The following is a 25,597-nucleotide window of genomic DNA, read 5'->3' as shown; positions in this document are numbered from 1 at the left end:
GCCAATGTTATTCGATTCCTCGATCCGTAAAGAGCTATCCCGCAGCTTTGGCGCCACCTTGGTGGTGCTCGTGACTGTGGTGATGACGATGATGCTCATCAAAGTGCTGGGCCAGGCCTCGCGCGGCAGCGTCAACCCTTCCGATGTGTTGCTGGTGATGGGTTATACCGTGCTGGGCCAGCTGCCGACCATTTTGAGCCTCTGCCTGTTCATCGCCGTGGTGGCGACCTTGTCGCGCATGTACCGCGACAGCGAAATGGCCGTGTGGTTCAGCAGTGGGCAAAGTCTGGTCAGCTTTCTGCGTCCGCTGATGCGCTTTTCCTGGCCGATCATGGTGGTCATCGCCGTGCTGGCCCTGCTGGTATGGCCCTGGGCCAACCAGCAGATTGTGCAGCTTCGCGCCCAGTATGAACAGCGCGGCGACGTCGACCGCATCGCGCCAGGGGAATTCCAGGAATCGTCGGACGGCTCGCGCGTGTTCTTCATCGACCGCGATCGCAACTCGGACCTCGAAGCGAGCAATGTCTTCATCGTGACCAACGAGGAGAAGAAGGACACCGTCACCACCGCCAAGAGCGCACACCTGGAAGTGCAGGAGAATGCGCGCGTCGCCGTGCTCAACGATGGCCAGCGCGTCGAGAAGACCAAGGACAACCCCGGGCTGAAGGTCAGTGACTTCAAGGAATACGGCACCCGCATCGGCAGTGCTGCCACGATCGACCCCAATGACATGGGCGCCGTCAAGAACATCCCCACCCGCCAGCTGATGGCCAGTGAGGAGCCCCGCCTGCTGGGCGAGCTGGGCTACCGCCTGGGTCTGGCGATTGCCGCGATCAACTTTGTCGTGCTGGGCCTGGCCATGGCCAGCGTCAACCCGCGGGCGGGCCGCAGCAGCAGCCTGGTGTTTGCGCTGTTTGCCTTCATCGTCTATTACAACCTCATGACCTTTGCCCAGAACTGGGTGTCTTCGGGCAAAGCCTCGCTGCCGCTCTCATTCGTTCTTATCCACGGCTTGACAGCCCTGCTCGCCTGGACCTTGCTGCTCAGCCGCAACCAGCAGTTCTCGCTCCTGCAATGGGTACGCCGCAAGGGGAGCCGCGCATGAAGACCTTCCGCAAAATGATCTACCGGGACATCGCCGTGACCGTCGGCTTTGTCACCCTCGCCTTCTTGGCGCTGTTTTTTTTCTTTGACCTCGTCGACGAGTTCCGCTGGATCGGCACCGGCACCTATGAGCTCAAGGATGCGCTGCTGAGCGTGGCGCTCAACATCCCCAACCACATCTACGAGCTGCTGCCGATCACGGTGCTGATCGGCACGATCTTTGTGATGGCGCGTATGGCGCAGACCTCGGAGTTCACCATCCTGCGCACCAGCGGCCTGGGCCCCTGGCAGGCACTGGGCAGCCTGCTGAGCATTGGCCTGGCTTTCGTCGTGCTGACCTTTGCGATCGGCGACTATGTGGCGCCCGCCGGCGAGCAGGCGAGCCAGCTGGTGCGTGCCCAGCGCTTTGGCCAGCTGAGCACCGGCCGCACCGGCGCCTGGCTGCGCGAGAAGCGCGAGGACGGCATGGCCGCCATCAATGTGCGCGCCATCTCGCCCGAAGGCGATCTGCAGCGTGTGCGGGTCTACAGCTTCGATGACCAGGGCCGCATCCAGATGCAGCTGACCGCTGCCGGTGGCAAGTTTGGCAATGGCGTCTGGCAGTTGCACCACATCCAGGAGCAGCGTTACTACCTGGGCGACCAGCGCCAGGCGCGTGTCGAAGTCAAGAACCTGGAGACGATGGACTGGCCGACGTCGGTGACCAGCAGCATGGTGGCCGCCGCCGTGCTCAAGCCCGACCAGATGAGTACCTACGACCTTTTCCTCTACGTCAGCCACCTGCAGGCCAACGGCCAAAGTGCGCAGCGCTACGAGATCGAGCTGTGGCGCAAGGTGTTCTACCCCATCAGCTGCCTGGTGATGGTCGTGCTCGCCCTGCCCTTTGCCTACCTGCACTTCCGCTCGGGCGGCATCACCGGCTATGTGTTTGGCGGCGTGATGGCCGGCATCAGCTTCTTCCTGCTGAACAACGTGTTCGGCTTTGCCGGCAACCTGCAGAACTGGCACCCGATGCTGACTGCTGCTGCGCCGGGGCTGATCTACTCGCTGCTGTCACTGGGCGCCTTCAGCTGGCTGGTGCTGCGAAGATAGCGGGGCTTGGGAACCCTCTGCAAACTCCCTGCGTCGGGCAAGGGTTCTGCAGAGGTTTTCCAGCCCAGCGACCAAGCCCCAGGGCGGAGTCCCCGTTCTGAAGAGCAAAGCCCTGTAGCATCGCTACTGCAGGGCTTTGCTAATTCTTGGCGATTACTCAAACTTCCGCTCAGGCATCGTCACGCGGCAGCGACAGCGCCGCCGCCATCTCGCGCATCAGATCGGTCTGGGAGATGATGCCCACCAGCTTGCCCTGCTGGTTGACGACCGGCACATGGTGCAGCTTGGCGCGCGAGAAGACCGCAATCAGGTCCACCATGCGGTCGTAACTGCCTACCTGGGAGACCTCGGCCGTCATCAGGTCGCCCACCAGCTGGCCAGCGTCTTTCTTGCGCAGCACCCAGTGCTTGAGCTTGCTGCTGAGCGCGGCCGGGGTGGCGGTCAGCGCATGGTTGAGCAGATCGGTGGCGGTGATGATACCCACCACCCGCTGCGCAGCATCGACCACCGGCAAGGCCTTGACCCGGTGCTGCTGCATCAGCGACCAGGCATCCTTGATGCTGCTCTCCGGCCGCGTCGCATGCACCGGATGGGACATCACATCCTCGCAGCGCACATTGCCCAGCGTGCGCTTGAAGGCCGCCTGGCTTGCGCCCTGCAGCAGCGCTTCCAGATCGGCGCGGCTCACGTCCAGCACGCCGTTGAACCGCGCCAGTGCTTCATCCAGATCGCCGCCCTCGATGTGTGCGCTGGACGCGCGCGATGGCTGCACTGCCTGCGGCTTCTGGCTGTGCTGGGGCGCGGGGTAGCGCTTGCCGGTCATGCGGTTGTAGGCGGTGGCCAGCAGCACCAGAACGACCAGGTTCAGCGCCACCGGGTTGAGCAGGATCGACACATCGTGCCAGCCCTGGATGGCCATCCACATGGCCAGCGCAGCGCCCGGCGGGTGCAGGCAACGCAGCACCACCATCACCATGATGGCAAGACCCACCGCCACCGCCGCAGCCAGCAGCGGATCCGGAAACACCAGCACTGCGACCCATCCCGCCAGCGCCGACAGCAGCGAGCCGCCAATCACCGGCCAGGGTTGCGCCATCGGGCTGGATGGCGTGCCTATCAGCAGCAAGGCGCTGGCCCCCATCGCGGCAAACAGCCAGGGGGTGTGGTCATGCTGGCCCCAGGTCTGGCTGGCCAGACCGGTCAGCCACAGCACCACCATCGCGCCCACCACCATGCGCGCCAGCTCCAGCCCGTTGACATGCGCGGCCGATGGCAAAAAGTTGCGCCACCACAGCTGCAGCCGCGCGCGGCGGCTGGTGGTGCCCGGCGAAGATCTGGGTGGCGATGGCGGACGTGCAGAAGACATGGCGCGGCAGAGAGCGAGATGAAGGCGGGAGGTCCGCCATCATAATCAGGCCCCGGACTACAGACCCAGCCGCTGCTGTCACCCCTGCTGGCGGCATCGTCATCGCCACCAGGCATTTGGCGACAAATTGTCAGCACATGACCGACAAAAGCTGCATTTCACAACGCAATTTGTCATTCGAACGACACAGTGTCGATAGAATCGGCGGTTTACTGTGACGGCCCTGACCATGCGCGATCGAATTGCTGTTTTGCCCCAATACCTGATGCCCAAGAAATGGATGACCGCGCTGGCCGGCTCATTGGCATCGGCGGAGCTGGGCGGCGCAACCACCAGCTTCATCCGCTGGTTTGTCGGCAAGTACCAGGTCAACATGGATGAGGCAGCGCAGCCCGATATTGCGCAGTACAAGAGCTTCAACGACTTCTTCACCCGGGAGCTGCGCCAAGGTGTGCGGCCGATCGCCCAGGCCGATCTGGTCTGCCCGGTCGACGGCGCCATCAGCCAGTGCGGCGCCATCGCACAGGACCAGATCTTCCAGGCCAAAGGCCACAGCTACAGCACCACGGCGTTGCTCGGCGGCGATGCGCAGTTGGCCGCGCAGTTCACCAACGGCCAGTTCGCCACCATTTATCTGAGCCCCCGCGACTACCACCGCATCCATATGCCGTTGCGCGCCAAGCTGCAAAAGATGCTCTATGTCCCGGGTGATCTGTTCTCGGTGAACCCGGTCACCGCGCGTGGCGTGCCGGGCCTGTTTGCACGCAACGAGCGCGTGGTCTGCGTGTTTGAATCGCGCATCGGGCCTGTCGTCATGGTGCTGGTCGGCGCCACCATCGTGGGCAGCATGTACACAACCTGGCATGGCCAGGTGAATCCCCCGCGCTCGCGCAAGGTGCGCAGCTGGGACTACCAGACCCAGCCGATCGTGCTGGAGCAAGGCGATGAGATGGGCCGCTTTCTGCTGGGCTCGACCATCGTGCTGCTGCTGCCCGAAGGCAAGAGCACCTTCAACCCCGACTGGGCAGCGGCCAAGCCCGTGCGGCTGGGCGAGGCCATGGGTACGCTCAGCCGCTGATGCGGATCGATCTGGTCCATACCCCACCAAGCCGCCGCCCAGGCGGCTTAGTTTTTCAGCCCACCAGGGGCAGCAACTGGCGCCGGCTGCGGAACACATGCGCCTGCCCGGTCACCGGATCGGTAAAGCGCAGCTCGCGTGCCAGCAGCTGCAAGGGCCGCGAGAAATCACCCTCTGGCGGATCATTGACCTCGGGGTAGAAGGCATCATTGCGGATCGGCAGCCCCAAGGCAGCCATGTGCACGCGCAGCTGGTGGCGCTTGCCGCTGACGGGCTTGAGACCGTAGCGCGCCCAGGCGCCCTGCTGCTCCAGCAGCTCCATATGGCTGTGGCTATTGGGGGCGCCAGCCACCTCGTGCATCAGAAAAAAGCGCTGGCTCTCTTCCATGCGGCTGCGGTGCTCGCGCGGAAACACCAGGTCTGCCCGCCACGGCGCCACCGCCTCATAGGTCTTGTCCATCGCCCGGTCGCGGAACAAGGCCTGGTACTGGCCACGCGTGGCCGCATCCTTGGACAGCAGCAGCAGCCCGGCAGTGTCGCGGTCGATACGGTGCAGCGGGGAGAGATGGGCATTGCCAGTCGCATTCTTCAGCCGCACCAGCAGTGAGTTCTGCACGTACTTGCCGGTGGGCAGCACCGGCAGAAAATGCGGTTTGTCCACCAGCAGCAGGCGCTCGTCTTCGTACAGCACATCGGCATCGAAAGGGATGGGCAGCTCGCGCTCCACCTTGCGCCAGTAGTACACCCGCATGCCGGGTACAAAGGCCTGCGCCGGCCCCAAGGTCCGGCGTGTTCCATCGACCACATCGCCCGCCTGCATGCGCTCAAGCCACTGCGCAGCAGTGACCAGAGGCAGGCGCTGGGCCAGAAAATCCAGCAGCAGCCCGCCGCCGCGCGAAGGCAGCACCACGCAGCTGGGGCTCACGCCCTCGCGCATCCAGGTAGTCGGGTCGGTCTGTATCGTCATCTCGGAGGCGATTGTAGTCAACCCGAGCGAAGGTGGGCGGCCTGCGCGCGCGGCAACCTGGTAGAGATCGTCAATATCCGCCCAGGGTCTTGCAGGCTGGGCACAATAGCGGCACTTCTAGGCGCCCGGGGCCGCCCTGCGCAGCCGCCTCTTTCGCAGCACTCCAAAAAATAACAGACCATGACTGCTAACGCATCGTCCGCCTCCAACCTCGCCCTCCATCCCGTCACTGCGCAAGAGCGTGTTTTCAACGGCTGGCATCTGGCCTCGCTGTGGTTCAGCCTGGGCGTGGGACTGCTGGTGATGCAGGTCGGCGCCTATCTGATGCCCGCGCTGTCCACGCAGCAGGCCCTGATGGCGATCATCGGCGGCTCGGTGGTGGGAGCGGGTCTGCTGGCCTGGGTGGGGAAGATCGGATGCGACACGGGGCTGTCGAGCGCCGCGCTGATCCACCATGTCTATGGCCGCCACTTTGCCAAGCTGCCGGTACTGCTCAATATCGTGCAGCTGCTGGGCTGGGGTGCTTTCGAGCTGGTCGTGATGCGCGAATCCACGGTGGCCATTGGCCGCCAGGCCGGCGGCATGCAGGCGGCGTACTGGCCCTGGCTGGCGACCCTGCTCTGGGGCGGGCTGCTGGTGGCGCTGATGACCGGCTCCATGGTGCGGCTGGTGCGCCAGCTGATCTCGCGCATCGCGCTGCCGCTGGTGGTGCTGTCGCTGCTGTGGCTGAGCTGGCAGTTTGTGGGCATGGCAGTGCAGCAGGGCCTGCCTGCATTGTGGAGCCGTCCCGGCGCCGGCGGCATGGGCGTGATGCCCGCACTCGACCTGGTGGTGGCCATGCCCATTTCCTGGCTGCCGCTGGTGGCCGACTATGCCCGCTACGGGCGCGATGGCCACAGCGCCCTGGCCGGCACCTGGATCGGTTTTGGCATTGCCAATATCTGGTGCTATGCACTGGGCGTGCTGGTGGCCCTGGTGCTGCCCAGCACCGACCTGGTTGCCGCGTTGCTGCTGGCCCAGGGCGGCTTGATTGCACTGTCGCTGGTGCTGCTCGATGAGGTGGACAATGCCTATGGCGATGCCTACTCGGGCGCAGTATCGGCCCACAGTCTGCTGCCGCGCTGGGGCGTGCGCGGCTGGGGCATTGCGATGGCTGTAGCCAGCACGGCGCTGGCCGTGGTGCTGCCGATGCACAGCCTCGAGCCCTTTTTGCTGACCCTCAGCTCCATCTTTGTGCCGCTGTTTGGCGTGATTCTGGGCCGCCTGTCCTGGGGTGGCTACCAGCCTGGCAATGCGCAGGCTGCCGTGCACCTGCTGCCCCTAGCGCTGTGGCTGGGCGGCATTGCGCTCTACCACGGCCTGGCCGCCTGGGCGCCCCAAGCGGGATCGGCCTTGCCCACCCTGGCGCTGACCTTTGTGCTGGCGTTTGCCACCCGCTCCAGGGCCTGAAAGCCTGGTCTGGCTAGGCAGAATCCTCGTCGAACAGCGAGGCCTCGAAGCTCGAGTTGACAAAACCGTCCGTCGACTCCAGCACGGCGGCCACCAGCTGCGCGCTCGCCTTGGCCGCACCCCGGTGCGCCTGCGCAAACTGCAGCGCTGCGCGGCGCATGCGGCTGTGGCTGGCCCTGTCGGTGGCAATGGCCACGGCCTGCTGCAGACCTTCGTCCATGCCTGGCACGCGCAGCCCGGCACCGGCTTGCACGCTGCTGTCGGCCGCCTGCGCAAAGTTGAAGGTGTGCGGGCCCATCACCACCGGGCAGCCGCAGGCGGCCGCCTCGATCAGGTTCTGGCCGCCCAGAGGCGCAAAGCTGCCGCCCAGCATCGCCACATCGGCCAGGCCGTAGTACAGCTGCATCTCGCCCATACTGTCGCCCAGCCACACATCGGCAGGCTGCGGCCCCTCCTGCCACTGGCTGCGGCGTGATACCTGCAAACCGGCACGCTGCAGCAATTGCACAATCTCGTCAAAACGCTGCGGGTGGCGCGGCACCAGCAGCCATTGCACCTTCGCTGCCGCTTCCGGGCCGCTGCTGCGCAGCTGTGCCAGCGCCTGCAGCCACAGGACCTCCTCGCCCTCCCGGCTGCTGGCCAGCATCACCACCGGCTTGCCTGCCGCCTGGTGCCAGGCCTGGCCCTGGGCCAGTTGCACCGCATCGGGTTCGACATCGAATTTGAGGTTGCCCAGCACGGCGGTGACCTCGGCCCCTGCGGCGCGCAGGCGTGCGGCATCGGCCTCGGTCTGCGCGATCACCGAGCGCAAGCTTTGGTAGGCCGGGCGCGCCAGCCAGGCCATGCGCTGGGCACCGCGCAGGGATTTTTCGTTGAGCCGGGCATTGGCCAGCACCAGTGGCACATGCTCGCGCTGGCAGCCAGCAGCCAGGCCCGGCCACATCTCCGTCTCCATCAGAATGCCGATCGAGGGCCGGAAATGGCGCAAAAACGCGTTCACGCTAGCGCGGTCATCCCAGGGCTGCCAGACCTGGATATCGCCAGGCAGCAGCAGCTTTCGCCCCTCCTCACGGCCAGTGGCCGTGCCGTGGGTCAGCAGCAGCCGCAATGCGGGTATCTGCAGCCGCAACTCGCGCAGCAGGATGGCCGCAGCACGGGTCTCGCCCAGCGATACCGCATGGATCCAGACCAGCGGCATCTCGGGCACCGCCCGGTAGCGCGGCAGATCGCCGTAATCGCCAAAACGCTGCTCCACCATCTGGGCGTAGCCGGGCTCCTGCACCGCGCGGCGCGCCAGCTTGCGCCGCACCAGCGGGCGGGCAAGCCGTGCCACCCAGCCGTAGAGCATCAGGCTCAAACCCATGGAATCAGCCGCGCTTCAGTGCGACGCGCTGCCAACCACGGCATCGGGCTTGACCTTGAGCAGCAGCGCTTTCATCTCGTTCTGGATGCGGTGCAACGCTGCCTGCGTGTGGCCTTCAAAGCGCAGCACCAGCACCGGCGTGGTGTTGCTCGCACGGATCAGGCCAAAACCATCGGGCCAGTCCACCCGCAGCCCGTCAATCGTATTGATCTGGGCGGGTTCGCTGAACACATCGGCCGCCATCTCCTGCAGCTGGGCGCTGAGCTTGTGCGGTTCGCCCTCCTGGCATTCCACATTGAGCTCGGGCGTGCTGTAGCTGCTGGGCAGCGCATGCAGCAGTGCGCAAGGATTTTGCGCCTTGCTGAGGATCTCCAGCAGGCGGCAGCCGGCATAGGTGCCGTCGTCAAAGCCGTACCAGCGCTCCTTGAAGAAGATATGGCCGCTCATCTCGCCGCCCAACGGCGCATTGGTCTCGCGCATGCGCGCCTTGATCAGCGAATGCCCGGTCTTATACATCACCGGTTTGCCGCCTGCGGCCTCGATCGCCGGCGCCAGGCGCTGCGAGCACTTGACGTCATAGACGATCTCGCCACCAGGCACGCGCGAGAGCACGTCCTGGGCAAACAGCATCATCTGGCGGTCCGGGTAGATGTTCTGGCCGTCCTTGGTCACGATGCCCAGGCGGTCGCCATCGCCGTCAAAGGCCAGGCCGAGCTCGGCATCGCCGGTCTGCAGTGCCTCGATCAGGTCACGCAGGTTCTCGGGCTTGCTGGGGTCCGGATGGTGGTTGGGGAAGTTGCCATCCACCTCGGAGAACAGTTCGGTCACCTCGCAGCCCAGCGCGCGGAAGATGCCCGGCGCGGTGGCACCGGCAATGCCGTTGCCGCTGTCCACGACGATCTTCATCGGGCGGGCCAGCTTGATGTCGGAGACAATGCGCTCGACGTAGGCTGCCGTCACATCCTCCTCGCGCAGCTTGCCGCCGCCCTGGAAGCGCCAGCATTCCTTTTCCATGATCTGGCGCAGCTTCTGGATCTCTTCGCCATAGATGGCGCGGCCGGCCAGCACCATCTTGAAGCCGTTGTAGTCCTTGGGGTTGTGGCTGCCGGTCACCTGGATGCCGCTGTGGCACAAGGTGCTGGCGGCAAAGTACAGCATGGGCGTGGTCACACGGCCCACATCGATCACCTCGATACCGGCCTCCACCAGGCCCTGCATCAGCGCGCGGCTCAAGGCATCGCCGGACAGCCGTCCGTCACGCCCCACCGCGACGACCAGCTCGCCAGCGGCAATTGCCTGCTGGCCAAATGCGCGGCCCAGCTTCAGTGCCACGCTCTCGTTGAGCGTGCTCGGCACGACGCCGCGGATGTCATAGGCTTTGAAGATTGTCGAAGAAATCGGCACAGAACTCACCTTGTTGTTGGCGCAGAACAGGCATGAAAAACGGCCTCCTGGAGAAGCCGCGCCATCACTGCGAGACAGCTATTGTAGGCACGCTCCGGGCCAGGGCCAGCCAGTTGCCCATTTGGCGGCCAGGGCGCAGCGCCGCCAGACGCGCCACCGGGCCCGCGCACAGGCGGATGGGCCGCGCCGCTGCGGCCCTTTCACTGCCCTTTGCACGGCACGCATCAATACACCGCAAGAATGTCACCAATGGCCAGCGCGGCGCCCGCTAGCATGCAGTCTGCCCTTGCGAGAACCTATGCCCCCCAACCCTTCCTCAGCGACTGCCTCCGCCCCTGGTCATTCCCACCTGTCGGCGGCGCCCAGCGCCAGCCGCTGGCTGCCCCCTTTTGTGCTGCTGGCGGTGCTGTGGGGCGCGTCCTTTCTTTTCATGCGCCTGGGCGCCTCGCAGTTCGGGGCGGTGCCTACCGCTGGCCTGCGTGTCATTCTGGCCGCGCTGTTCCTGTTGCCGGTGATGCTGATGCGTGGCGAATGGCCTGCGCTGCGCCAGCACTGGAAGCCAGTGTTGTTCTCCGGCATCATCAATTCGGCCATTCCGTTTTCACTGTTTGCCTACGCGGTGGTCTACATGCCCACCGGCATGGCCTCGGTGCTCAACGCCTGTGCTCCGCTGTTTGGGGCCTTGGTGGCCTGGCTCTGGCTGGGTGACCGCATCACCGGCCTGCGCGTCACCGGGCTGTTGATCGGCTTTAGCGGCGTGGCCCTGCTCGCGCTGCATGACAAACCCGCCACCGCAGGGGCGGCCAGCTGGAGCGCCTATGCCGCCATCGCCGCTTGCCTGTGTGCGTCGCTGAGCTATGGCGTGGCGGCCAGCTTTGCCAAGCGCTACCTGGTGGGCGTGCCGCCACTGGCCACGGCCACCGGCAGCATGATCGGTGCCAGCCTGTGCCTGCTGGTCCCCACGGTTGCGATGTGGCCCAGCCAGACGCCGTCCTGGACCTCCTGGCTGGCCGTTGCCGCATTGGCGCTGCTGTGCACCAGCGTGGCCTACATCCTGTATTTCCAGATCATCCAGACCGCCGGGCCCAGCCGCGCGATTGCGGTCACCTTTCTGGCGCCGGTATTTGCGCTGGTCTATGGCAACTGGTTTCTGGCGGAGCCCATCACCGCCTGGATGCTGGGCTGCGGCGCGGTGGTGATTGGCGGCACCATGCTGTCTACGGGGCTGATTGGCGGCAAACAGCGCTGAGATCAGGCTTTCTTGTGCTCGTGCTTGCAGTCGGCGCAGAGGCCCTGCAGGCGCAACTCGGTCTGCTCCGGTGCCAGCCCCTGCTCCTGCAGCACCTGCAGGTACTGCGCCATCGCCTGGTTGACCTGCGCCGTGGCCGCGTCGCCGGCTTGCTCGGCCAGACTTTGTACCGAATGGCAGTCGGTGCATTCATAGCGCACCTGCAGCGGCTCCGGCGCGTCCGCACGCAGCGCATAGCGCGTCAGCCGCTCGGCATCGACGCTTTTGACCAGCTTGCCGGCAGCGGCCAGGCGATCGAGCAAGCGGTAGCTGGTGACCCGGTTGACCTCGACGCCCATCTTCTGCAGCCGCGCCTGCACCTCGGCCACGGACCATTGCACGCCCGGCTGGCCACCGACCAGGGCCAGCAAAGCCTTGGTAGCGCGCGTGGCACGCATGCCGGGCGGCAGGGACTGCACACTGAGAGCGGCAGTGGCAGGGGATGGGGTACGGGCGGACATCGGTGGCGGGGCGGAATGGCTTTGATGCAATTGTGTTGCATTATGCCCATCGCCCGCGCCCGGCACCCACGCAGTGCTACTTCAACCAGTCTGCAAAACGGGTTTCCAGCTTGTCGACCTTGGGCGCCACCACATAGGTGCAATAGGGTTGGCGTGGGTTGTTGTCGAAATAGTCCTGGTGGTACGCCTCGGCATTCCAGAAGTGCTGCAGCGGCTCCACCTCGGTGACCACCGGCGCACCCATCTGGCCGGAGGCATTGAGCTTGTCGACGAAGGCCTGGGCCTGGGCCAGCTGCTCGGGCGTGGTGGTGTAGATGCCGCTGCGGTACTGCGGCCCCACGTCGTTGCCCTGGCGGTTCAACGTGGTCGGGTCATGCGTTGCAAAAAAGATGTGCAGCACCTTGTCCAGCGGCAGCACCTGCGGCTCAAAGCTCAGTTCCACGCATTCGGCATGGCCCGTGGTGCCGGTGCAGACCTGTTCGTAGCTGGGGTTGGCGATCTGGCCATTGGCATAGCCGCTGACGACCTTGACGACGCCCCGCACCCGCCCGAAAACCGCCTCGGTGCACCAAAAACAACCTCCGGCAAGATAGATTTTTTCCACGGGGGACTGGCTTTCACTGGACATGATGACTCCGGCAACATTAAGGCAAAACATCGGCTCCGGCGCTGAGAAGCAAGCCGTGAGACAGGACCATTTTTAACAGAGAAAAAGACAGCCTGATGCCAACGCTGGCTCTATATGTTTCAGGTCGTTCGCTTGACTTGTGGCGGGCAGCCGCCTACATTACTAACCCATTGGTCATTAACTGTTTGATTGCGCTGCCCACCGTGTCCACCCCGCCCTCTCCACCTGCTTTGGCCACGCCTGCGCCCCGCCGCAGCCGCCGCAAGGAGGCCCGGCCTGGCGAGCTGCTGGATGCGGCGCTGGACCTGTTTGTCAGCAAAGGCTATGCAGCCACCAAGGTCGAAGAAGTGGCCCGCCAGGCCGGTGTCTCCAAGGGCACGCTGTTTCTTTATTTCCCGAGCAAACAAGAGCTGTTCCAGGCGGTGGTGCGCCATGTGCTCAGCAGCCGCTTTGCCGAGTGGGATCTGGAGCTGGACACCTACCAGCACGACACGGCCACCTTGATCCATTACTGCTACGAGGTCTGGTGGCAGCGCATTGGCTCGACCAAGGCCTGCGGCCTGCCGCACCTGGTTATGGCCGAAGCCCACAACTTTCCCGAGATCGCGGCCTTCTACCGTCAGGAAGTGGTACTGCCCGGCAACCGCCTGATCGAGCGCGTGCTGCGCCGGGGCATGGAGCGCGGTGAGTTGGCCCCCATCGATCTGGACTATGGCGTGACCCTGGTGCTGGCCCCGCTGATCTTCTGTGCCAGCGTCAAAAGCACCGGCGGTATCTGCTTGCCCGATCCCGATTTTGATATCCCCCGCTTCTTGCAGATGCAGGCCGATGCGCTGATGCATGGCATGGGGCACCCGTCCAAGGGCAGTGCCCCATGAAGCGCATCCTGCCATGGCTGGCTGCCGCCGTGGTCGTCGCTCTGCTTGCCAGCGGGCTGTGGCGTGGCGTAAAAACCCAGCAGCAGCGCCAGCAAGCGCTGGCCCAGGCCGAACAGGCCAAGGCGCAGGCCGTCTACCAACTGGCCGCGAGCGACGCGATCACCGTGGCGCCGCAGACCCTGGTGCTGAGCCTGCCCATCAGCGGCACGGTGCAGGCGGTGCACTCCGCCACCATCAAGGCCCGCATCGCCGGTGAGCTGCAGCAGCTGCAGCTGCGCGAAGGCGACCCGGTGCGGGCCGGCGAGGTCATCGCACGCGTAGACAGCACCGAGAGCCAGGCCCGACTGGCGCAGGCCCAGCAGCAGGCCGATGCCGCCCGTGCGCAGCAAGATATCCAGCAGCGCCAGTACGACAACAACCGGGCGTTGGCCAACCAGGGTTTTATCTCGGCCACGGCGCTGGAATCGTCGCAGTCGCAGCTGCAGGCCGCGCAGGCCAACTACCAGGCAGCGCGCTCGGCGGCCGATGTGCTGCGCAAAAACCTGAGCGATACCGTGCTGCGCAGCCCCATCCAGGGCCAGGTGGCCCGCAAATGGGTCAGCAATGGTGAGAAGGTGGGTCCCGACGCCAGTGTGCTGGAGGTCGTCGACCTGCGTGAGCTGGAGCTGCAGGCCCAGATACCCGCCGCCGATTCGCTGCAACTGCGCCTGGGTCAGACGGCGCAGCTGCAGGTCGATGGCAGCGCCCAGACCATCAGCGCCCAGGTGGTGCGCATCAACCCCCAGGCCGATGCCAACAGCCGCAGCGTGACGGTGTACCTGCGCATTGCGCCGCCAGCCGCGCCCGCAGGCGCTGCAACACCAGCGCTGCGCCAAGGCCTGTACCTGCAAGGCCAACTGGCCACCGGCCAGGTGCAGACCCTTGCCGTGCCGCTGGCCGCCGTGCGCACGGACAAGCCCGAACCCTATGTGCAGCTGCTCAGCCCCCAAGGCGAATCGCTGCGGGTGCAGCACCAGCCCGTGCTGCTGGGCACGCGCAGCCAGCGTGATGGCAAGACCTGGGTGGCCATCAGCCAAGGCCTGCAGGCCGGCCAGCGCATTCTGGGCGGCCAGGTCGGCCAGCTGCGCGAGGCCACACCGGTGCGGCTGGCGCCCGAAGCCGTACCCGCCACACCCGCGTCGCCCGCGTCCTGATCCATGTGGTTCACCCGCCTCAGCCTGAACAACCCGGTGCTGGCCACGATGATGATGGCCGCACTGGTGGTGCTCGGCCTGTTTTCGCTGCAGCGCCTCAAGGTCGACCAGTTCCCCAACATCGATTTTCCGGTGGTTGTCATCACGGTGGACTATCCCGGCGCCGCGCCCGAGATCGTCGAGAGCGAAGTCACCAGGAAGATCGAGGAAGCCGTCAACGCGGTGGCCGGCATCAGCGCGCTCACCTCGCGCAGCTACGAAGGCACGGCCGTCATCATCATGGAGTTCCAGATCTATGTGGACGGGCGCCGGGCCGCCGAGGATGTGCGCGAGAAGATCGCCGCCGTGCGCCCCTTGCTGCGCGACGAGGTCAAAGACCCGCGCGTGATCCGCTTTGACCCGGCCGATGCCGCCGTCTGGTCAGTGGCGCTGCTGCCTGACCCCAGCCGGGGCACGCCGCCCAGCGCGATCGCGATGACCTCCTGGGCCGACCAAGTGCTCAAAAAGCGGCTGGAGAATGTGCGCGGCGTGGGTGCCGTGAGCCTGGTGGGCGGCACACCGCGCGAGATCAATGTCTACCTGAACCCGCAGCAGATGGAGGCGTTGTCCATCTCGGCCAGCGAAGTGGCCGACGCCGTGCGCCGCGAGAACCAGGACCTGCCGCTGGGCTCGGTGCGCTCACGCGAGCAGGACCGGCTGGTGCAGATCGATTCGCGCATGAAGCGGCCCGAGGACTTCAACCAGATCATTGTGGCCCGCCGCAACGGCGCGCCCATCTACCTGCACCAGGTCGCCCGGGTGCAGGATGGCGCGCAGGAGCTCAAAAACCTGGCCTTGTACAACGGCACCCGCACCTTGCTGCTGTCGATCCAGAAATCGCAGGAGGAAAACACCATCGAGGTGGTGGACGGCCTGCGCCGCGCGGTGGCCGAAATCACGCCCGAGCTTCCGCCGGGTCTGCGGCTGGAGCCCATTGCCGATGCCTCCCGCCCGATCCGCGTGGCCGTGGACAACGTGCGCCAGACCCTGGTTGAAGGCGCCGTGCTCACCGTGCTGATCGTGTTTCTGTTCCTGCACTCCTGGCGCTCCACCGTCATCACCGGCCTGACCTTGCCGATCTCCATCATCGGCACCTTCTTCTTCATGTATGCCTTTGGCTTCACGATCAATATGGTGACCCTGATGGCCTTGTCGCTGTGCGTGGGCCTGCTGATCGATGACGCCATCGTCGTGCGGGAAAACATCGTGCGCCATCTGCAGATGGGCAAGTCCGCCTACCGTGCGGCGCTGGAGGGCACACAGGAGATCGGCCTGGCCGTCCTGGCCACCACCTTGTCGATCGTCGCCGTGTTTCTGCCCATCGGCTTCATGGGCGGCATCATCGGCAAGTTCTTCCATGAGTTTGGCCTGACCATCGTGGTCGCCGTGCTGCTGTCGATGTTTGTCAGCTTCACGCTGGATCCGATGCTCTCCAGCGTCTGGCATGACCCCAGCGTGCACCCCGGCGGCAAGCCTGCGCGCAACCGGATCGCACGCGCGCTGGGCCGGGCACTGGCCGGCTTTGAGGCGGCGACCGAGCAGCTGAGCGCTGGCTACCAGCGCCTGCTGGCCTGGGCGCTGCGCCACCGCCTGGCCAGCCTGCTGGTGGCGCTGGCCATCTTCATCCTCAGCCTGCTGTTGCTGCCGCTGCTGGGTACCGAGTTCGTGCCGCGCGCCGATTTCTCCGAAACCCAGATCCGCTTCAACGTGCCGGTGGGCGCCTCGGTAGAGGCCACCGAAGCCCGCGCCCGCCAGGTCGAGGACGTGGTGCGCCGCAACCCGGCCGTGCGCTACACCCTGACGACGATCAACACCGGCAATGCCAATGGCAAGAACTACGCCAGCATGTATGTGCGCCTGGTGGACCGCAGCCAGCGCAGCCAGGATGTGCAGCAAATATCGGCCAGCCTGCGCGCCGAACTCAACCAGATTGCCGGCATCCAGGTCACGCATGTGGGCCTGCTGGAGGCCGTGGGCGGCCAAAAGCAGGTGGAGTTCTCGCTGCAAGGCCCCGATCTGCGGGAGCTCGAGCGCCTGGCGCGCCAGGTGAGCGAGCGCCTGCAGCACATCCCTGGCCTGGTGGACCTGGACAGCAGCGTGCTCGAGCGCGAGCCCATCGTGCAGTTGCAGTTCAACCGCGATGCCGCATCCGACCTGGGCCTGCCGATGGGCCAGGTAGCCACCGCGCTGCGTACCCTGGTGGAAGGCGACACCGTCGGCAACTGGCGCGCCGGCGACAACCAGACCTATGACGTAAGGGTGCGCCTGGCACCCGAGGCGCGCGAGAACCCGCACATGCTTGCCCAGTTGCCGCTGACGGCGATGGGCGCCAATGGCCAGCCCCATACCGTGCGCCTGAGCCAGCTGGCGACCTTGACCGAAACCACCGGCCCCAACCGCATCAACCGCCGGGCGATGAACCGCGAAGTCGCCTTCAATGCCAACGCCAACCAGCGCAGCGCTGGCGAGGTGGCGGCCGATATCCGCGCGGTGCTGGCGCAAACCACCTTCCCGCCCGGCTACCGCTACGAATTTGCCGGCAGCACCAAGAACATGCAGGAATCGTTCGGCTACGCGCTGTCGGCACTGGCATTGGCGGTGATCTTTATCTACATGATCCTGGCGAGCCAGTTCCGCAGCTTTTTGCAGCCGCTGGCGCTGATGACCTCGCTGCCGCTGACCCTCATTGGCGTGGTGCTCACGTTGATGATGTTCGGCACGACCTTGTCGATGTTCTCGATCATCGGCGTCATCTTGCTGATGGGCCTGGTCACGAAAAATGCAATTTTGCTGGTGGACTTTGCGATACGGGCCCGCCAGCCGCAGTTGGCAGAGGACGGCCAGACCGTGCCGGGCCTGCCGCGCGAGCAGGCGCTGCTGCTGGCCGCCCAGGTGCGGCTACGCCCGATCTTGATGACCACCCTGGCCATGGTGTTTGGCATGGTGCCACTGGCCTTTGCGATGAGCGAAGGCGCCGAGCAGCGCGCGCCACTGGGCCAGGCGGTCATCGGCGGGGTGATCACCTCGTCGCTGCTGACCCTGGTGGTGGTGCCGGTGGTCTACTGCTACCTCGATGATTTTGCGAAATGGGCCGCCCAAAAGTGGCGGCACCCCGCTATGGAACGCTAAGCGGCCTAAAATAGGGGGTTTTTTCTTGCCCCACCCCAACAAGCCAACCGGAGTCTGCAATGAGTTTGCCACTGAACATGTCCCCCAGCACGGATGATAAGTACCGCGCAGCACGCTACAACATGGTCGAGCAGCAGGTGCGCCCCTGGAGCCTGGGCGACGAACAGGTGCTGGAGCTGATCGGCACCTTGCGCCGCGAAGAGTTTGTTCCCGATGGCCTGCAGGACATGGCGTTCATGGATATCCAGCTGCCCTTGCTGGGTGATGATGGTGAAGAAGCCATCGCCAACGGCCACTGCATGCTGCCTCCCCGCGTCGAAGCACGCGTGCTGCAGGACCTGAAGCTGCAAGCCCATGAAAACGTGCTGGAAATCGGCACCGGCTCGGGCTACATGGCAGCGCTGATGTCGCGCCTGGCCAAGCAGGTCACCTCGCTGGAGATCGAGCCTGCGCTGGTCGAGCTGGCCCGCGCCAACCTGCACCGCGCCCAGATCAAGAATGTCGATGTGGTGCTGGAAGACGGCTCCAACGCCCAGGCCATCGGCGGCAGCTATGACGTGATCGTGCTGAGCGGCTCTGTCTACGAAGTGCCGGCAGCGCTGCTCGACAAGCTCAAGGAAGGCGGCCGCCTGATCGCCTTCGTGGGCACCGAACCCATGATGCGCACCACCGTCTACACACGCACGCAAGGCAGGCTGACGATCAGCCAGCCCTGGGACACCGTGGTGGCCCGCCTCAAGGGCTTTGCCGAAGCACCCCGCTTCAAGTTCTGATGACCCCCGCAGCGCAGCCGGCCCACCGGGCCGCCGCGCTGCAGAAAGTGATGTATGGAGCAAATCCGCCCTGCGCAACTCGATGAATGGCTGGCCCAACATGCGGACCAGAACCCCCTGGTGCTCGATGTGCGCGAGCCCTGGGAGCTGCAGACCGCCTCGGTCAAGCCCGAAGGTTTCGAGCTGCTGAACATCCCGATGCAGCAGATTCCGGCGTCGCTGAACCTGCTCGACGAAGACCGCGCCATCGCCTGCCTCTGCCACCACGGCATGCGCAGCATGCAGGTTGCCGTGTTCCTGGAGCGCCAGGGCTACACCCAGGTCAGCAACCTGACCGGCGGCATCGACCTCTGGACAGCCGAGCGCGACCCTTCGGTGCCCCGCTACTGACCACCGGTCATCGTCGTTTGCGGCACGGGGTGGGCAACCGCCCTTCACGTGCCAACCTTCTTACCACCACCTTCTGCACCATGCGCCAAGCCCCCGCCCTGCCCCGTCCGAGATCAATCTGCGCCGCAGCCGCTGCTTTGCTGCTGGGGCTGGCCCAGTTGCCCGTTCAGGCCCAGAGCCTTTTGCAGATGGTGGAGCAGGCCAGTGGCTATGACGCCCAATGGCAATCGGCCCGCGCCAACCTGGATGCGGCCATCTCCCGGGGCGAGCAGGCACGCGCCGGCCTGCTGCCGCAGGTGGGGCTGCAGGCGCAGTCCCAGTACAGCCACACGGCCATCAGCAACCCCGAGCTGCGCCTGAACGGCCCCAACCACCAGATCGGCATTACCGCCAGCCAGCCGCTCTACCGCCCGGCCAACCGCATTGCGCTGGAGCAGGGCCGGCTGGGCGGCGATATCGCGCGGCTGCAGCTCGATGCCGCCAGCCAGGACCTGCTGGTGCGGGTGGCCCAGGCCTACTTCGACGTGCTGGCCGCGCAGGACAGCATGGTGTTCGTGCAGGCGCAAAAAGCCGCGGTCAAGGAGCAGCTGGCCGCCGCCAAGCGCAACTTCGATGTGGGCACGGCCACCATCACCGATTCGCGCGAAGCGGAGGCCCGCTATGATCTGGTGCGCGCCCAGGAAATCGCCGCTGAGAACGACCTCACCGTCAAACGCCTGGCGCTGGACAATGCGGTGGGCACGCCCGGCAACCAGCCCTGGCCGCTGAAGCAGCCGGTGCTGCTGCCGGTCACCATGCCCGACAATGTGCTGATGTGGGTGGACCAGGCCCAGAGCGAACAGCCGCAGATCCGCATTGCCCAGCTGGCCACCAACAACGCCAGGCTGGACACGAAGAAGGCCGAAACCGGCCACCTGCCCACCGTCGACCTGCAAGCCACCGTGGGCCGCCAGCTCTACCCCAAGGGCAGCGTCACCATGCCCACCCATGGCTACAACGCCAACCAAGCCACCGTCGGTGTGGTGCTTAATGTGCCGTTGTTTGCCGGTTTTTCGGTGCAAAACCGGGTCAAGGAAACCCTGGCGCTGGAGACCAAGGCCGAGGCCGATCTGGACAACGCCCGCCGCACCGTGGCACAAAACGTGCGCAGTGCCTTCTTTGGCCTGCAGTCGAACGCCAGCCAGGTCAAGGCGCTGGAAGCAGCCGAGGCATCGAGCCAGCTAGCACTCGATGCCAATCTGACCGGCTACCAGGTGGGCGTACGCATCAATATCGATGTGCTCAACGCCCAAAGCCAGCTCTACCAGACCAAGCGTGATCTGGCACTGGCCCGCTACAACACCTTGCTGGGCCAGCTCAAGCTCAAGCAGGCCGCAGGCACGCTGACGCTGAACGACATCGAGGTGCTGGACCGCAGCATGCTGACCAGCGCAGCCCCCACTGCGGCGGCCACACCGGCCCTGCCGCTGCTGCCAGCACCCCAGCCCGCAAGCCCACGCTAAAGCGCCAACCCGCCTTCGGGATGGGTCTGCGAACTGCTGCCATCAAGGCGCCGTGCCAAACAAGGCCGGCCGCGCGGCATCCGAGGGCAGCACACAGGCCACATCATGGGCGCAGCCCGGCACGGTGTAGAGAGGCTGCGGGCGCGGCGGTTGCAGCACCTGGTTGACATAGGCGGCATAGCCGTCACCCCGCTGGCGGCGAAACGGCCCTTGCAGCATGGCGGCACAGGATTTATCGAGTGCACCGTAGCTGGTGCCCTTGCCGGCGTGGTTGTCGAGTGCCCCTTCCAGGTAATGGATATCTGCCTGGCGGTAGCGCTCTCTGGCTTGGGCGGCGTTCGAGCCCAGGTAGGACGGCAGCGCTTGGGTGCCGTACTTCCAGTGGTCATAGCCCGGGCAGGATTGCGCTTCAGGCACCTGCATGCGGTAGCTGCAACCTGCATCGCTGCAAGCGGCCCAGTCCACATCCCTGCCCGCGCGCTGGGGCTGCGGGCGCAGCGGATCAAAATACAGCCAGGTGCCAGGGTCGGCCACCACATAGCGCAGCGATACCCCGGCGGGCGGTTGCTGGGCAAAGCCGATGCTGCGCTGGAGCATTTGCCCACCAGCGGAAAAACCCGCCAACGTGATCTGGCGCACGCTGGGCCAGCGTTGGTGGATATGGGCGATCAAGGCGTCCAGCGCGGCGATCGCGTTGATCGAGGTGTTGCCCGCACCGGCCTGGGAGTTTTGCGCGGCCAGCCAGCTGCCACAGGTCCACAGCGCATCACCCGGCTCCGGCGCGGGAGTGCCCTGGGTGCGGCAGCGCTGGGCCTTGTCGCCGGTCACCTGGTAGAGCGGCGCAATGACCAGGGTGGTGTCCAGGCGCCCTGCCCTGCGTGCAGCGTCCAGCGCAGCGTTGAAGCTGCGGTTGGCATCCCTCGGAAAGCCATGCATGATCAGCAGCGCCGTTGCCGGCCCGCCGAATCCATCAGCCTTTTCGCCTTGCGGCGCCAGTGACGCATAGAAATGCATGCGCCCGGCCTGGCCCGGCAATGCAAAACCGTGGTAACAGGCGTCTGATGCCTGTTCGGTACAAGTCTGCGGGGCGGATGGCGGGCTGGATGGCGGCCCAGAGGCCGCCCAGCCACTGCAGGCCAGAAAGGCGGCCAGGCCAACACCAGAAGCGAGCGTGCGAGCAGTCATGTCGGTACCGTTGAATGCCAAGACCTGCCATCGTAGGCCTTTGCAGCCCAGGGGTGCAGCATTGGGGCGGGATTTACCTGGCAGCGACAGGCCGGAGACCTGCACGACATGGTGGACGGCGGCGCAGCGCACAGAAAACAAAAAGCCTCTTGAACATCACATTCAAGAGGCTTGTTGATTGGTGGGTGATACATGGATCGAACATGTGACCCCTGCCGTGTGAAGGCAGTGCTCTACCGCTGAGCTAATCACCCTGAGTACGCCCCAAAGAGGCCTACCGAAACTAAATGGTGGTGGGTGATACATGGATCGAACATGTGACCCCTGCCGTGTGAAGGCAGTGCTCTACCGCTGAGCTAATCACCCCAAGCATGCCCCAAGGGACATACCGCAACGACGATCAATGGTGGGTGATACATGGATCGAACATGTGACCCCTGCCGTGTGAAGGCAGTGCTCTACCGCTGAGCTAATCACCCGAAATCTCTCGCCGTCAAGCCCTCTATTATGACAGCAAATATTTGCTGGCCGTAAAAATTAGGCCAATTTTCTCCAAATAGTTTTACCGCCACTGGATTTGTCCAACTGCGCGAGCACGTCCTCATGGGCTGCCAGCTCCGCATCGGAAGGCAGGATCACCGGCAGATCGAACTGCGCAAAGTCCACCTTCTTGATGACCACCGCCGAGCCGGATTTGTTGTTGGACGCCATGCTGTCAGATGACAGCAGCTGCTCCTGCCCGCGCGTCATGTTGATGTAGACGTCGGCCAGCAGCTCGGCATCGAGCAAAGCGCCATGCAGGTCGCGGCCGGAATTGTCCACTTCGAGGCGATCGCACAAGGCATCGAGCGAATTGCGCTTACCCGGGAACAGATCGCGCGCCATTAACAGCGAGTCGAGCACACCGCTGACCATGCTCGACAGCGCAGGCATGCCCACCCGCTCGAACTCCTTGTTCAGGAAGCCCATGTCGAAGGGTGCATTGTGGATGATCAGCTCGGCGCCTTCCAGGTAGGCCCGGATCTCTTCGGCCTTCTCGTGAAAGCGTGGTTTGTCAGCGAGAAACGCGCTGGTGATGCCGTGCACACGCAGCGCGTCTTCATGGCTTTCCCGGTCGGGGTTGAAGTACAGGTGCAGATTGTTGCCGGTGAGCTTGCGGTTGAGCAGCTCGACGCAGCCCAGCTCAATGACACGGTCACCATCGACGACAGACAGACCCGTGGTTTCCGTATCCAGAACAATTTGGCGCGACATCTACAACTTCCTCGACTCAAAACAGCGATTGTAAAAGCCGGGCGCTTCGATACGCCCGGCCCGGCAGATGCTCAGTGGTTTTCCTTGGCGTGGTTGATCGAGTACTTGGGAATCTCCACGGTCACATCCTCGCGCGCCAGAATGGCCTGGCAGGACAGGCGGGACTGCGGCTCCAGGCCCCAGGCACGGTCGAGCAAATCGTCTTCTTCCTCCTCGGAAGGCTCCATGGAATCGAAACCCTGGCGCACGATCACATGGCAAGTCGTGCAGGCACGGCTCATGTCGCAGGCGTGCTCGATGTTGATGCCATTGTCCAGCAGCGCCTCGCAGATCGATGTACCGGTAGGCGCCTTGATCTCGGCGCCTTGGGGACAGTATTCGGCATGGGGCAGGATTTTGATGATAGGCATGGGAGTGTGGTTCTTCTTGCTGTAGTCGGTTAAATGGATTGCACGTTCTTGCCGGCCAGGGCCTGGCGGATGCCACGGTTCATGCGCTCGGCGGCAAAGGCCTCCGTGCCCTTGGCCAGCGCGTCGGTGCTGGCCTCGATCTCGGCGGCGCTTTCGCTGTTGGCCAGCGCATGGCGCAGCTGGTCCATCAGCGCATCGACCTGGCTGCGCTCGGCGTCGGCCAGCAGGTCGCCATCGGCGTCCAGCGCGCTTTGGGTGGCGATCAGCAGGCGGTCGCCATCGACCCGCGCCTCGACCAGCGCGCGTGCCTGCATATCGGCCTGGGCGGTGCTGAAGCTGTCGCGCAGCATGTTCGCGATCTGCTCGTCCGAGAGGCCATACGAGGGCTTGACATCGATATGCGCCTCTACACCACTCACCAGTTCTTGCGCGCCCACGCTCAGCAGCCCATCGGCGTCGATGGTGAAGGACACGCGGATGCGCGCCGCGCCCGCGGCCATCGGCGGGATGCCGCGCAGCTCAAAGCGCGCCAGGCTGCGGCAGTCGGCCACCAGATCGCGTTCGCCCTGCACCACATGGATGGCCAGGGCCGTCTGGCCGTCCTTGTAGGTCGTGAAGTCCTGGCCGCGTGCGGTCGGAATGGTTTCGTTGCGGCTGACAATGCGCTCGACCAGGCCTCCCATGGTCTCGATGCCCAGCGACAGCGGGATCACATCGAGCAGCAGCAAGTCGCCATTGGTGTCATTGCCGGCCAGTTGGTTGGCCTGGATGGCGGCACCCAGGGCCACCACCTCGTCGGGGTTCAGGTTGGTCAGCGGCGGCTTGCCAAAGAAGTTGCCGACGGCCGTCTGCACCTGGGGCATGCGCGTGGAGCCGCCCACCATCACAACGCCTTGTACCTCGTCCTTGGCGAGCTGGGCATCGGCCAGCGCACGGCGCACGGCCGTCAGGGTCCGGGCGGTCAAGGCCTGGGTGGCCGCATCAAAATCGGCACGGCTCAGGGGCAGCGAGATGGTCTGGCCCGACAGCTGCGCCGAGAAGATGACCTGCTCGGCATCGGTCAGTGCCTCTTTGGCGGCCTTAGCGGCCAGGCGCAGTACCGCCTTGTCCTGCGCGGCCTGCACCGCGCCGCCGGTTTTCTCCAGCACCCATTGGCCCAGCGCCGCGTCATAGTCGTCCCCGCCGAGCGCCGAGTCACCGCCGGTGGCAATGACCTCGAACACGCCGCGCGCCAAGCGCAGCACAGAGATGTCAAACGTGCCGCCGCCCAGGTCATAGACGGCGTAGATGCCTTCAGAGGCATTGTCCAGACCATAGGCAATGGCCGCAGCCGTGGGTTCGTTGATCAGGCGCAGCAGCTTGATGCCGGCAAGCTGGGCCGCATCCTTGGTGGCCTGGCGCTGTGCATCGTCAAAATAGGCCGGCACGGTGATCACCGCGCCATACAGGTCATTGTCGAAAGTGTCTTCTGCGCGGTAGCGCAAGGTGGCCAGGATCTCGGCGCTGATCTCCACCGGGGTCTTGCGGCCGGCCACCGTCTCGATGGCCACCATGCCGCTGCCCTCGGGTTGCACCAGCGCATAGGCCAGTTGCTCGGGCGCATGGATATCGGCGAGGTTGCGGCCCATCAGGCGCTTGGCCGAGGCAATGGTGTTGGCGGCATCCACACCGGGATGGGCGAGCGCCGCATGACCGATATCGCGCTTGCCATTGGCGTGGTAGTGCACCACCGATGGCAGCAGCACCCGGCCTTCATCATCCGGCAGGCATTCGGCCACGCCGTTGCGCACGGCAGCGACCAGGGAATGCGTGGTGCCCAGATCAATGCCCACCGCGATGCGGCGCTGGTGGGGATCGGGAGATTGGCCAGGTTCTGAAATTTGGAGCAATGCCATGGATGCGATCTATCTTGTGTTCTCTTGCCTGCGGCCCGCAGGGGATGCGGGCGCAGCGGTCTCAACGGGGGGCGCCAAGGCATGCTGTGCGGCCTGGTGGGCCACCCTGCCTTGGTCAAAAGCCTATTGTCCCAGTTGCTCGCGGCGGCGGTCGATGTCGCCGCTAAATCGCGCAACAAACATGAGGGCTCTCACCTGCTGGGCCGCCTGTGCGTAGTCACGCTCCACATCCAGCAGTTGCTGGCAGCGCTCCAGCATCGCGCGGCGGGCACTGGCCACCTGGTCGTCCAGCGCGTCCACATCGGCTTGGGACTGCGCCTCTTCCAGCGCCTCGCGCCACTCCATCTGCTCCATCAGAAAAGCGGTGGGCATGGCGGTGTTGTCTTCGGCACGGATGGGTGCGTCGTGCAGCTCGCACAGATAGGCGGCGCGCTTGAGCGGGTCCTTGAGGCGCTGGTAGGCCTCATTGATGCGCACCGACCACTGCATCGCTACGCGCTGGGCAGCAGCACCTTGCGACGCAAAGCGGTCCGGATGGGCCTGCTTTTGCAAGGCCTTCCAGCGCTCGGCCAATTGCTGGGCGTCTTGCGCAAACTGCAGCGGCACGGCGAACAGTTCGAAATCGTTGGATTGCAGATTCATCATGAAAAAACCGCCTGGCAAAAGCGCAGGCGGTTTGCAGTTTTGGCATCAGCGATGCCGACAAACAAGGCCAGACCGGCCAGGGATGGCCAACCGGGCGCCTGAAC

The 25,597-nt window shown here is 65.0% G+C and carries 22 protein-coding genes and 3 tRNA genes; 11 read left to right on the top strand and 14 right to left on the bottom strand.

Annotation, left to right across the window (positions count from 1 at the left end; all coding sequences use genetic code 11):
* The first annotated feature begins 4 nt into the window (after positions 1–4).
* Together lptF and lptG are read left to right on the top strand one after the other, a co-directional pair.
* The gene (gene lptF / locus MJ205_RS07335) at positions 5–1,105 is read left to right on the top strand and encodes an LPS export ABC transporter permease LptF (protein WP_239811847.1); all 1,101 of its coding nucleotides are present in this window, start codon (positions 5–7) and stop codon (positions 1,103–1,105) included.
* Positions 1,102–2,196, top strand: a complete 1,095-nt coding sequence (gene lptG / locus MJ205_RS07330; RefSeq protein ID WP_239811846.1) for an LPS export ABC transporter permease LptG — start codon at positions 1,102–1,104, stop codon at positions 2,194–2,196. Before lptF ends, lptG begins: the two co-directional genes overlap by 4 nt.
* A 169-nt stretch (positions 2,197–2,365) precedes the next feature.
* Here the strand turns inward: lptG and MJ205_RS07325 are convergent, their stop codons facing one another.
* Positions 2,366–3,562 (bottom strand): HPP family protein, encoded by a 1,197-nt coding sequence (locus MJ205_RS07325; RefSeq protein WP_239811845.1) that lies wholly within the window; start codon positions 3,560–3,562, stop codon positions 2,366–2,368.
* Positions 3,563–3,791: 229 nt separating this feature from the next.
* Between MJ205_RS07325 and asd the strand changes: the two genes are divergently transcribed.
* Positions 3,792–4,640 (top strand): archaetidylserine decarboxylase, encoded by an 849-nt coding sequence (gene asd / locus MJ205_RS07320; protein ID WP_239811844.1) that lies wholly within the window; start codon positions 3,792–3,794, stop codon positions 4,638–4,640.
* Between the two features lie 55 nt (positions 4,641–4,695).
* Here the strand turns inward: asd and MJ205_RS07315 are convergent, their stop codons facing one another.
* Positions 4,696–5,607: a pseudouridine synthase gene (locus MJ205_RS07315; RefSeq protein ID WP_239811843.1), complete on the bottom strand. Its 912-nt coding sequence runs from the start codon at positions 5,605–5,607 to the stop codon at positions 4,696–4,698.
* A 180-nt stretch (positions 5,608–5,787) separates the two neighbouring features.
* On the opposite strand from MJ205_RS07315, the gene MJ205_RS07310 reads away from it, so the two are divergent.
* Positions 5,788–7,056 (top strand): purine-cytosine permease family protein, encoded by a 1,269-nt coding sequence (locus MJ205_RS07310; RefSeq protein ID WP_239811842.1) that lies wholly within the window; start codon positions 5,788–5,790, stop codon positions 7,054–7,056.
* A 13-nt stretch (positions 7,057–7,069) separates the two neighbouring features.
* Here the strand turns inward: MJ205_RS07310 and MJ205_RS07305 are convergent, their stop codons facing one another.
* Together MJ205_RS07305 and MJ205_RS07300 are read right to left on the bottom strand one after the other, a co-directional pair.
* On the bottom strand, positions 7,070–8,419 hold the full coding sequence (locus MJ205_RS07305) for a 3-deoxy-D-manno-octulosonic acid transferase (RefSeq protein WP_239811841.1): 1,350 nt from the start codon (positions 8,417–8,419) through the stop codon (positions 7,070–7,072).
* 15 nt (positions 8,420–8,434) lie between these two features.
* Positions 8,435–9,823 carry a phosphomannomutase/phosphoglucomutase gene (locus tag MJ205_RS07300; protein WP_230776853.1) on the bottom strand — a complete coding sequence of 463 codons (1,389 nt, stop codon included), beginning with the start codon at positions 9,821–9,823 and terminating at the stop codon, positions 8,435–8,437.
* A 298-nt stretch (positions 9,824–10,121) separates the two neighbouring features.
* Between MJ205_RS07300 and MJ205_RS07295 the strand changes: the two genes are divergently transcribed.
* Positions 10,122–11,072 (top strand): DMT family transporter, encoded by a 951-nt coding sequence (locus tag MJ205_RS07295; RefSeq protein WP_239811840.1) that lies wholly within the window; start codon positions 10,122–10,124, stop codon positions 11,070–11,072.
* A 2-nt stretch (positions 11,073–11,074) separates the two neighbouring features.
* Here the strand turns inward: MJ205_RS07295 and MJ205_RS07290 are convergent, their stop codons facing one another.
* Positions 11,075–11,572, bottom strand: coding sequence for a Fur family transcriptional regulator (locus MJ205_RS07290; RefSeq protein WP_239811839.1), 498 nt, complete (start codon positions 11,570–11,572; stop codon positions 11,075–11,077).
* Positions 11,573–11,648: 76 nt separating this feature from the next.
* Positions 11,649–12,200 carry a peptide-methionine (S)-S-oxide reductase MsrA gene (gene msrA / locus MJ205_RS07285; protein WP_239811838.1) on the bottom strand — a complete coding sequence of 184 codons (552 nt, stop codon included), beginning with the start codon at positions 12,198–12,200 and terminating at the stop codon, positions 11,649–11,651.
* 203 nt (positions 12,201–12,403) lie between these two features.
* Between msrA and MJ205_RS07280 the strand changes: the two genes are divergently transcribed.
* The 6 genes from MJ205_RS07280 (at position 12,404) to MJ205_RS07255 (ending at position 20,104) form a co-directional block, all read left to right on the top strand.
* On the top strand, positions 12,404–13,078 hold the full coding sequence (locus MJ205_RS07280) for a TetR/AcrR family transcriptional regulator (protein ID WP_239811837.1): 675 nt from the start codon (positions 12,404–12,406) through the stop codon (positions 13,076–13,078).
* Complete coding sequence (locus MJ205_RS07275; protein ID WP_239811836.1) at positions 13,075–14,271, top strand: efflux RND transporter periplasmic adaptor subunit; 1,197 nt, start codon at positions 13,075–13,077, stop codon at positions 14,269–14,271. Before MJ205_RS07280 ends, MJ205_RS07275 begins: the two co-directional genes overlap by 4 nt.
* Before the next feature lie 3 nt (positions 14,272–14,274).
* Entirely contained in the window at positions 14,275–17,439 is a 3,165-nt protein-coding gene (locus tag MJ205_RS07270; protein ID WP_239811835.1) for an efflux RND transporter permease subunit, read from the top strand.
* A gap of 59 nt (positions 17,440–17,498) precedes the next feature.
* Positions 17,499–18,212 (top strand): protein-L-isoaspartate O-methyltransferase family protein, encoded by a 714-nt coding sequence (locus tag MJ205_RS07265; protein WP_230776831.1) that lies wholly within the window; start codon positions 17,499–17,501, stop codon positions 18,210–18,212.
* A gap of 54 nt (positions 18,213–18,266) precedes the next feature.
* Positions 18,267–18,602: a rhodanese-like domain-containing protein gene (locus MJ205_RS07260; RefSeq protein WP_230776829.1), complete on the top strand. Its 336-nt coding sequence runs from the start codon at positions 18,267–18,269 to the stop codon at positions 18,600–18,602.
* 80 nt (positions 18,603–18,682) lie between these two features.
* Positions 18,683–20,104, top strand: a complete 1,422-nt coding sequence (locus MJ205_RS07255; protein WP_239811834.1) for a TolC family outer membrane protein — start codon at positions 18,683–18,685, stop codon at positions 20,102–20,104.
* A gap of 42 nt (positions 20,105–20,146) precedes the next feature.
* On the opposite strand, the gene MJ205_RS07250 is transcribed toward MJ205_RS07255, so the two are convergent.
* The 8 genes from MJ205_RS07250 to hscB all read right to left on the bottom strand — a co-directional run bounded on the left by MJ205_RS07250 (position 20,147) and on the right by hscB (position 25,490).
* Positions 20,147–21,289 carry a hypothetical protein gene (locus MJ205_RS07250; RefSeq protein WP_239811833.1) on the bottom strand — a complete coding sequence of 381 codons (1,143 nt, stop codon included), beginning with the start codon at positions 21,287–21,289 and terminating at the stop codon, positions 20,147–20,149.
* A 179-nt stretch (positions 21,290–21,468) separates the two neighbouring features.
* Positions 21,469–21,543: transfer RNA gene (locus MJ205_RS07245), tRNA-Val, on the bottom strand.
* Between the two features lie 37 nt (positions 21,544–21,580).
* Positions 21,581–21,655, bottom strand: a tRNA-Val gene (locus MJ205_RS07240).
* A gap of 38 nt (positions 21,656–21,693) precedes the next feature.
* Positions 21,694–21,768, bottom strand: a tRNA-Val gene (locus MJ205_RS07235).
* A 58-nt stretch (positions 21,769–21,826) separates the two neighbouring features.
* Positions 21,827–22,543 carry a DNA polymerase III subunit epsilon gene (gene dnaQ / locus MJ205_RS07230; RefSeq protein ID WP_239811832.1) on the bottom strand — a complete coding sequence of 239 codons (717 nt, stop codon included), beginning with the start codon at positions 22,541–22,543 and terminating at the stop codon, positions 21,827–21,829.
* Between the two features lie 71 nt (positions 22,544–22,614).
* Positions 22,615–22,953 carry an ISC system 2Fe-2S type ferredoxin gene (gene fdx, locus MJ205_RS07225; protein WP_239811831.1) on the bottom strand — a complete coding sequence of 113 codons (339 nt, stop codon included), beginning with the start codon at positions 22,951–22,953 and terminating at the stop codon, positions 22,615–22,617.
* 29 nt (positions 22,954–22,982) lie between these two features.
* Positions 22,983–24,848: a Fe-S protein assembly chaperone HscA gene (hscA, locus tag MJ205_RS07220; RefSeq protein ID WP_239811830.1), complete on the bottom strand. Its 1,866-nt coding sequence runs from the start codon at positions 24,846–24,848 to the stop codon at positions 22,983–22,985.
* A gap of 123 nt (positions 24,849–24,971) precedes the next feature.
* Entirely contained in the window at positions 24,972–25,490 is a 519-nt protein-coding gene (hscB, locus tag MJ205_RS07215; protein ID WP_239812683.1) for a Fe-S protein assembly co-chaperone HscB, read from the bottom strand.
* Between the last annotated feature and the right edge of the window lie 107 nt (positions 25,491–25,597).

It is taken from the genome of Comamonas sp. B21-038 (genome assembly GCF_022387135.1).
In the GTDB taxonomy this organism is placed as follows: Bacteria; Pseudomonadota; Gammaproteobacteria; order Burkholderiales; family Burkholderiaceae_C; genus Comamonas; species Comamonas sediminis.
Note: the sequence above shows the minus strand (reverse complement) of the source record. Positions and strands in the feature narration are given on the sequence as shown.

What these genes read in the sequence shown, in the direction of transcription:
- lptF (WP_239811847.1), top strand. Translation starts at nt 5, where the DNA reads ATGTTATTCGATTCCTCGATCCGTAAAGAGCTATCCCGCAGCTTTGGC.
- lptG (WP_239811846.1), top strand. Translation starts at nt 1,102, where the DNA reads ATGAAGACCTTCCGCAAAATGATCTACCGGGACATCGCCGTGACCGTC.
- MJ205_RS07325 (WP_239811845.1), bottom strand. Translation starts at nt 3,562, where the DNA reads ATGTCTTCTGCACGTCCGCCATCGCCACCCAGATCTTCGCCGGGCACC.
- asd (WP_239811844.1), top strand. Translation starts at nt 3,792, where the DNA reads ATGCGCGATCGAATTGCTGTTTTGCCCCAATACCTGATGCCCAAGAAA.
- MJ205_RS07315 (WP_239811843.1), bottom strand. Translation starts at nt 5,607, where the DNA reads ATGACGATACAGACCGACCCGACTACCTGGATGCGCGAGGGCGTGAGC.
- MJ205_RS07310 (WP_239811842.1), top strand. Translation starts at nt 5,788, where the DNA reads ATGACTGCTAACGCATCGTCCGCCTCCAACCTCGCCCTCCATCCCGTC.
- MJ205_RS07305 (WP_239811841.1), bottom strand. Translation starts at nt 8,419, where the DNA reads ATGGGTTTGAGCCTGATGCTCTACGGCTGGGTGGCACGGCTTGCCCGC.
- MJ205_RS07295 (WP_239811840.1), top strand. Translation starts at nt 10,122, where the DNA reads ATGCCCCCCAACCCTTCCTCAGCGACTGCCTCCGCCCCTGGTCATTCC.
- MJ205_RS07290 (WP_239811839.1), bottom strand. Translation starts at nt 11,572, where the DNA reads ATGTCCGCCCGTACCCCATCCCCTGCCACTGCCGCTCTCAGTGTGCAG.
- msrA (WP_239811838.1), bottom strand. Translation starts at nt 12,200, where the DNA reads ATGTCCAGTGAAAGCCAGTCCCCCGTGGAAAAAATCTATCTTGCCGGA.
- MJ205_RS07275 (WP_239811836.1), top strand. Translation starts at nt 13,075, where the DNA reads ATGAAGCGCATCCTGCCATGGCTGGCTGCCGCCGTGGTCGTCGCTCTG.
- MJ205_RS07270 (WP_239811835.1), top strand. Translation starts at nt 14,275, where the DNA reads ATGTGGTTCACCCGCCTCAGCCTGAACAACCCGGTGCTGGCCACGATG.
- MJ205_RS07265 (WP_230776831.1), top strand. Translation starts at nt 17,499, where the DNA reads ATGAGTTTGCCACTGAACATGTCCCCCAGCACGGATGATAAGTACCGC.
- MJ205_RS07260 (WP_230776829.1), top strand. Translation starts at nt 18,267, where the DNA reads ATGGAGCAAATCCGCCCTGCGCAACTCGATGAATGGCTGGCCCAACAT.
- MJ205_RS07255 (WP_239811834.1), top strand. Translation starts at nt 18,683, where the DNA reads ATGCGCCAAGCCCCCGCCCTGCCCCGTCCGAGATCAATCTGCGCCGCA.
- MJ205_RS07250 (WP_239811833.1), bottom strand. Translation starts at nt 21,289, where the DNA reads ATGACTGCTCGCACGCTCGCTTCTGGTGTTGGCCTGGCCGCCTTTCTG.
- dnaQ (WP_239811832.1), bottom strand. Translation starts at nt 22,543, where the DNA reads ATGTCGCGCCAAATTGTTCTGGATACGGAAACCACGGGTCTGTCTGTC.
- fdx (WP_239811831.1), bottom strand. Translation starts at nt 22,953, where the DNA reads ATGCCTATCATCAAAATCCTGCCCCATGCCGAATACTGTCCCCAAGGC.
- hscA (WP_239811830.1), bottom strand. Translation starts at nt 24,848, where the DNA reads ATGGCATTGCTCCAAATTTCAGAACCTGGCCAATCTCCCGATCCCCAC.
- hscB (WP_239812683.1), bottom strand. Translation starts at nt 25,490, where the DNA reads ATGAATCTGCAATCCAACGATTTCGAACTGTTCGCCGTGCCGCTGCAG.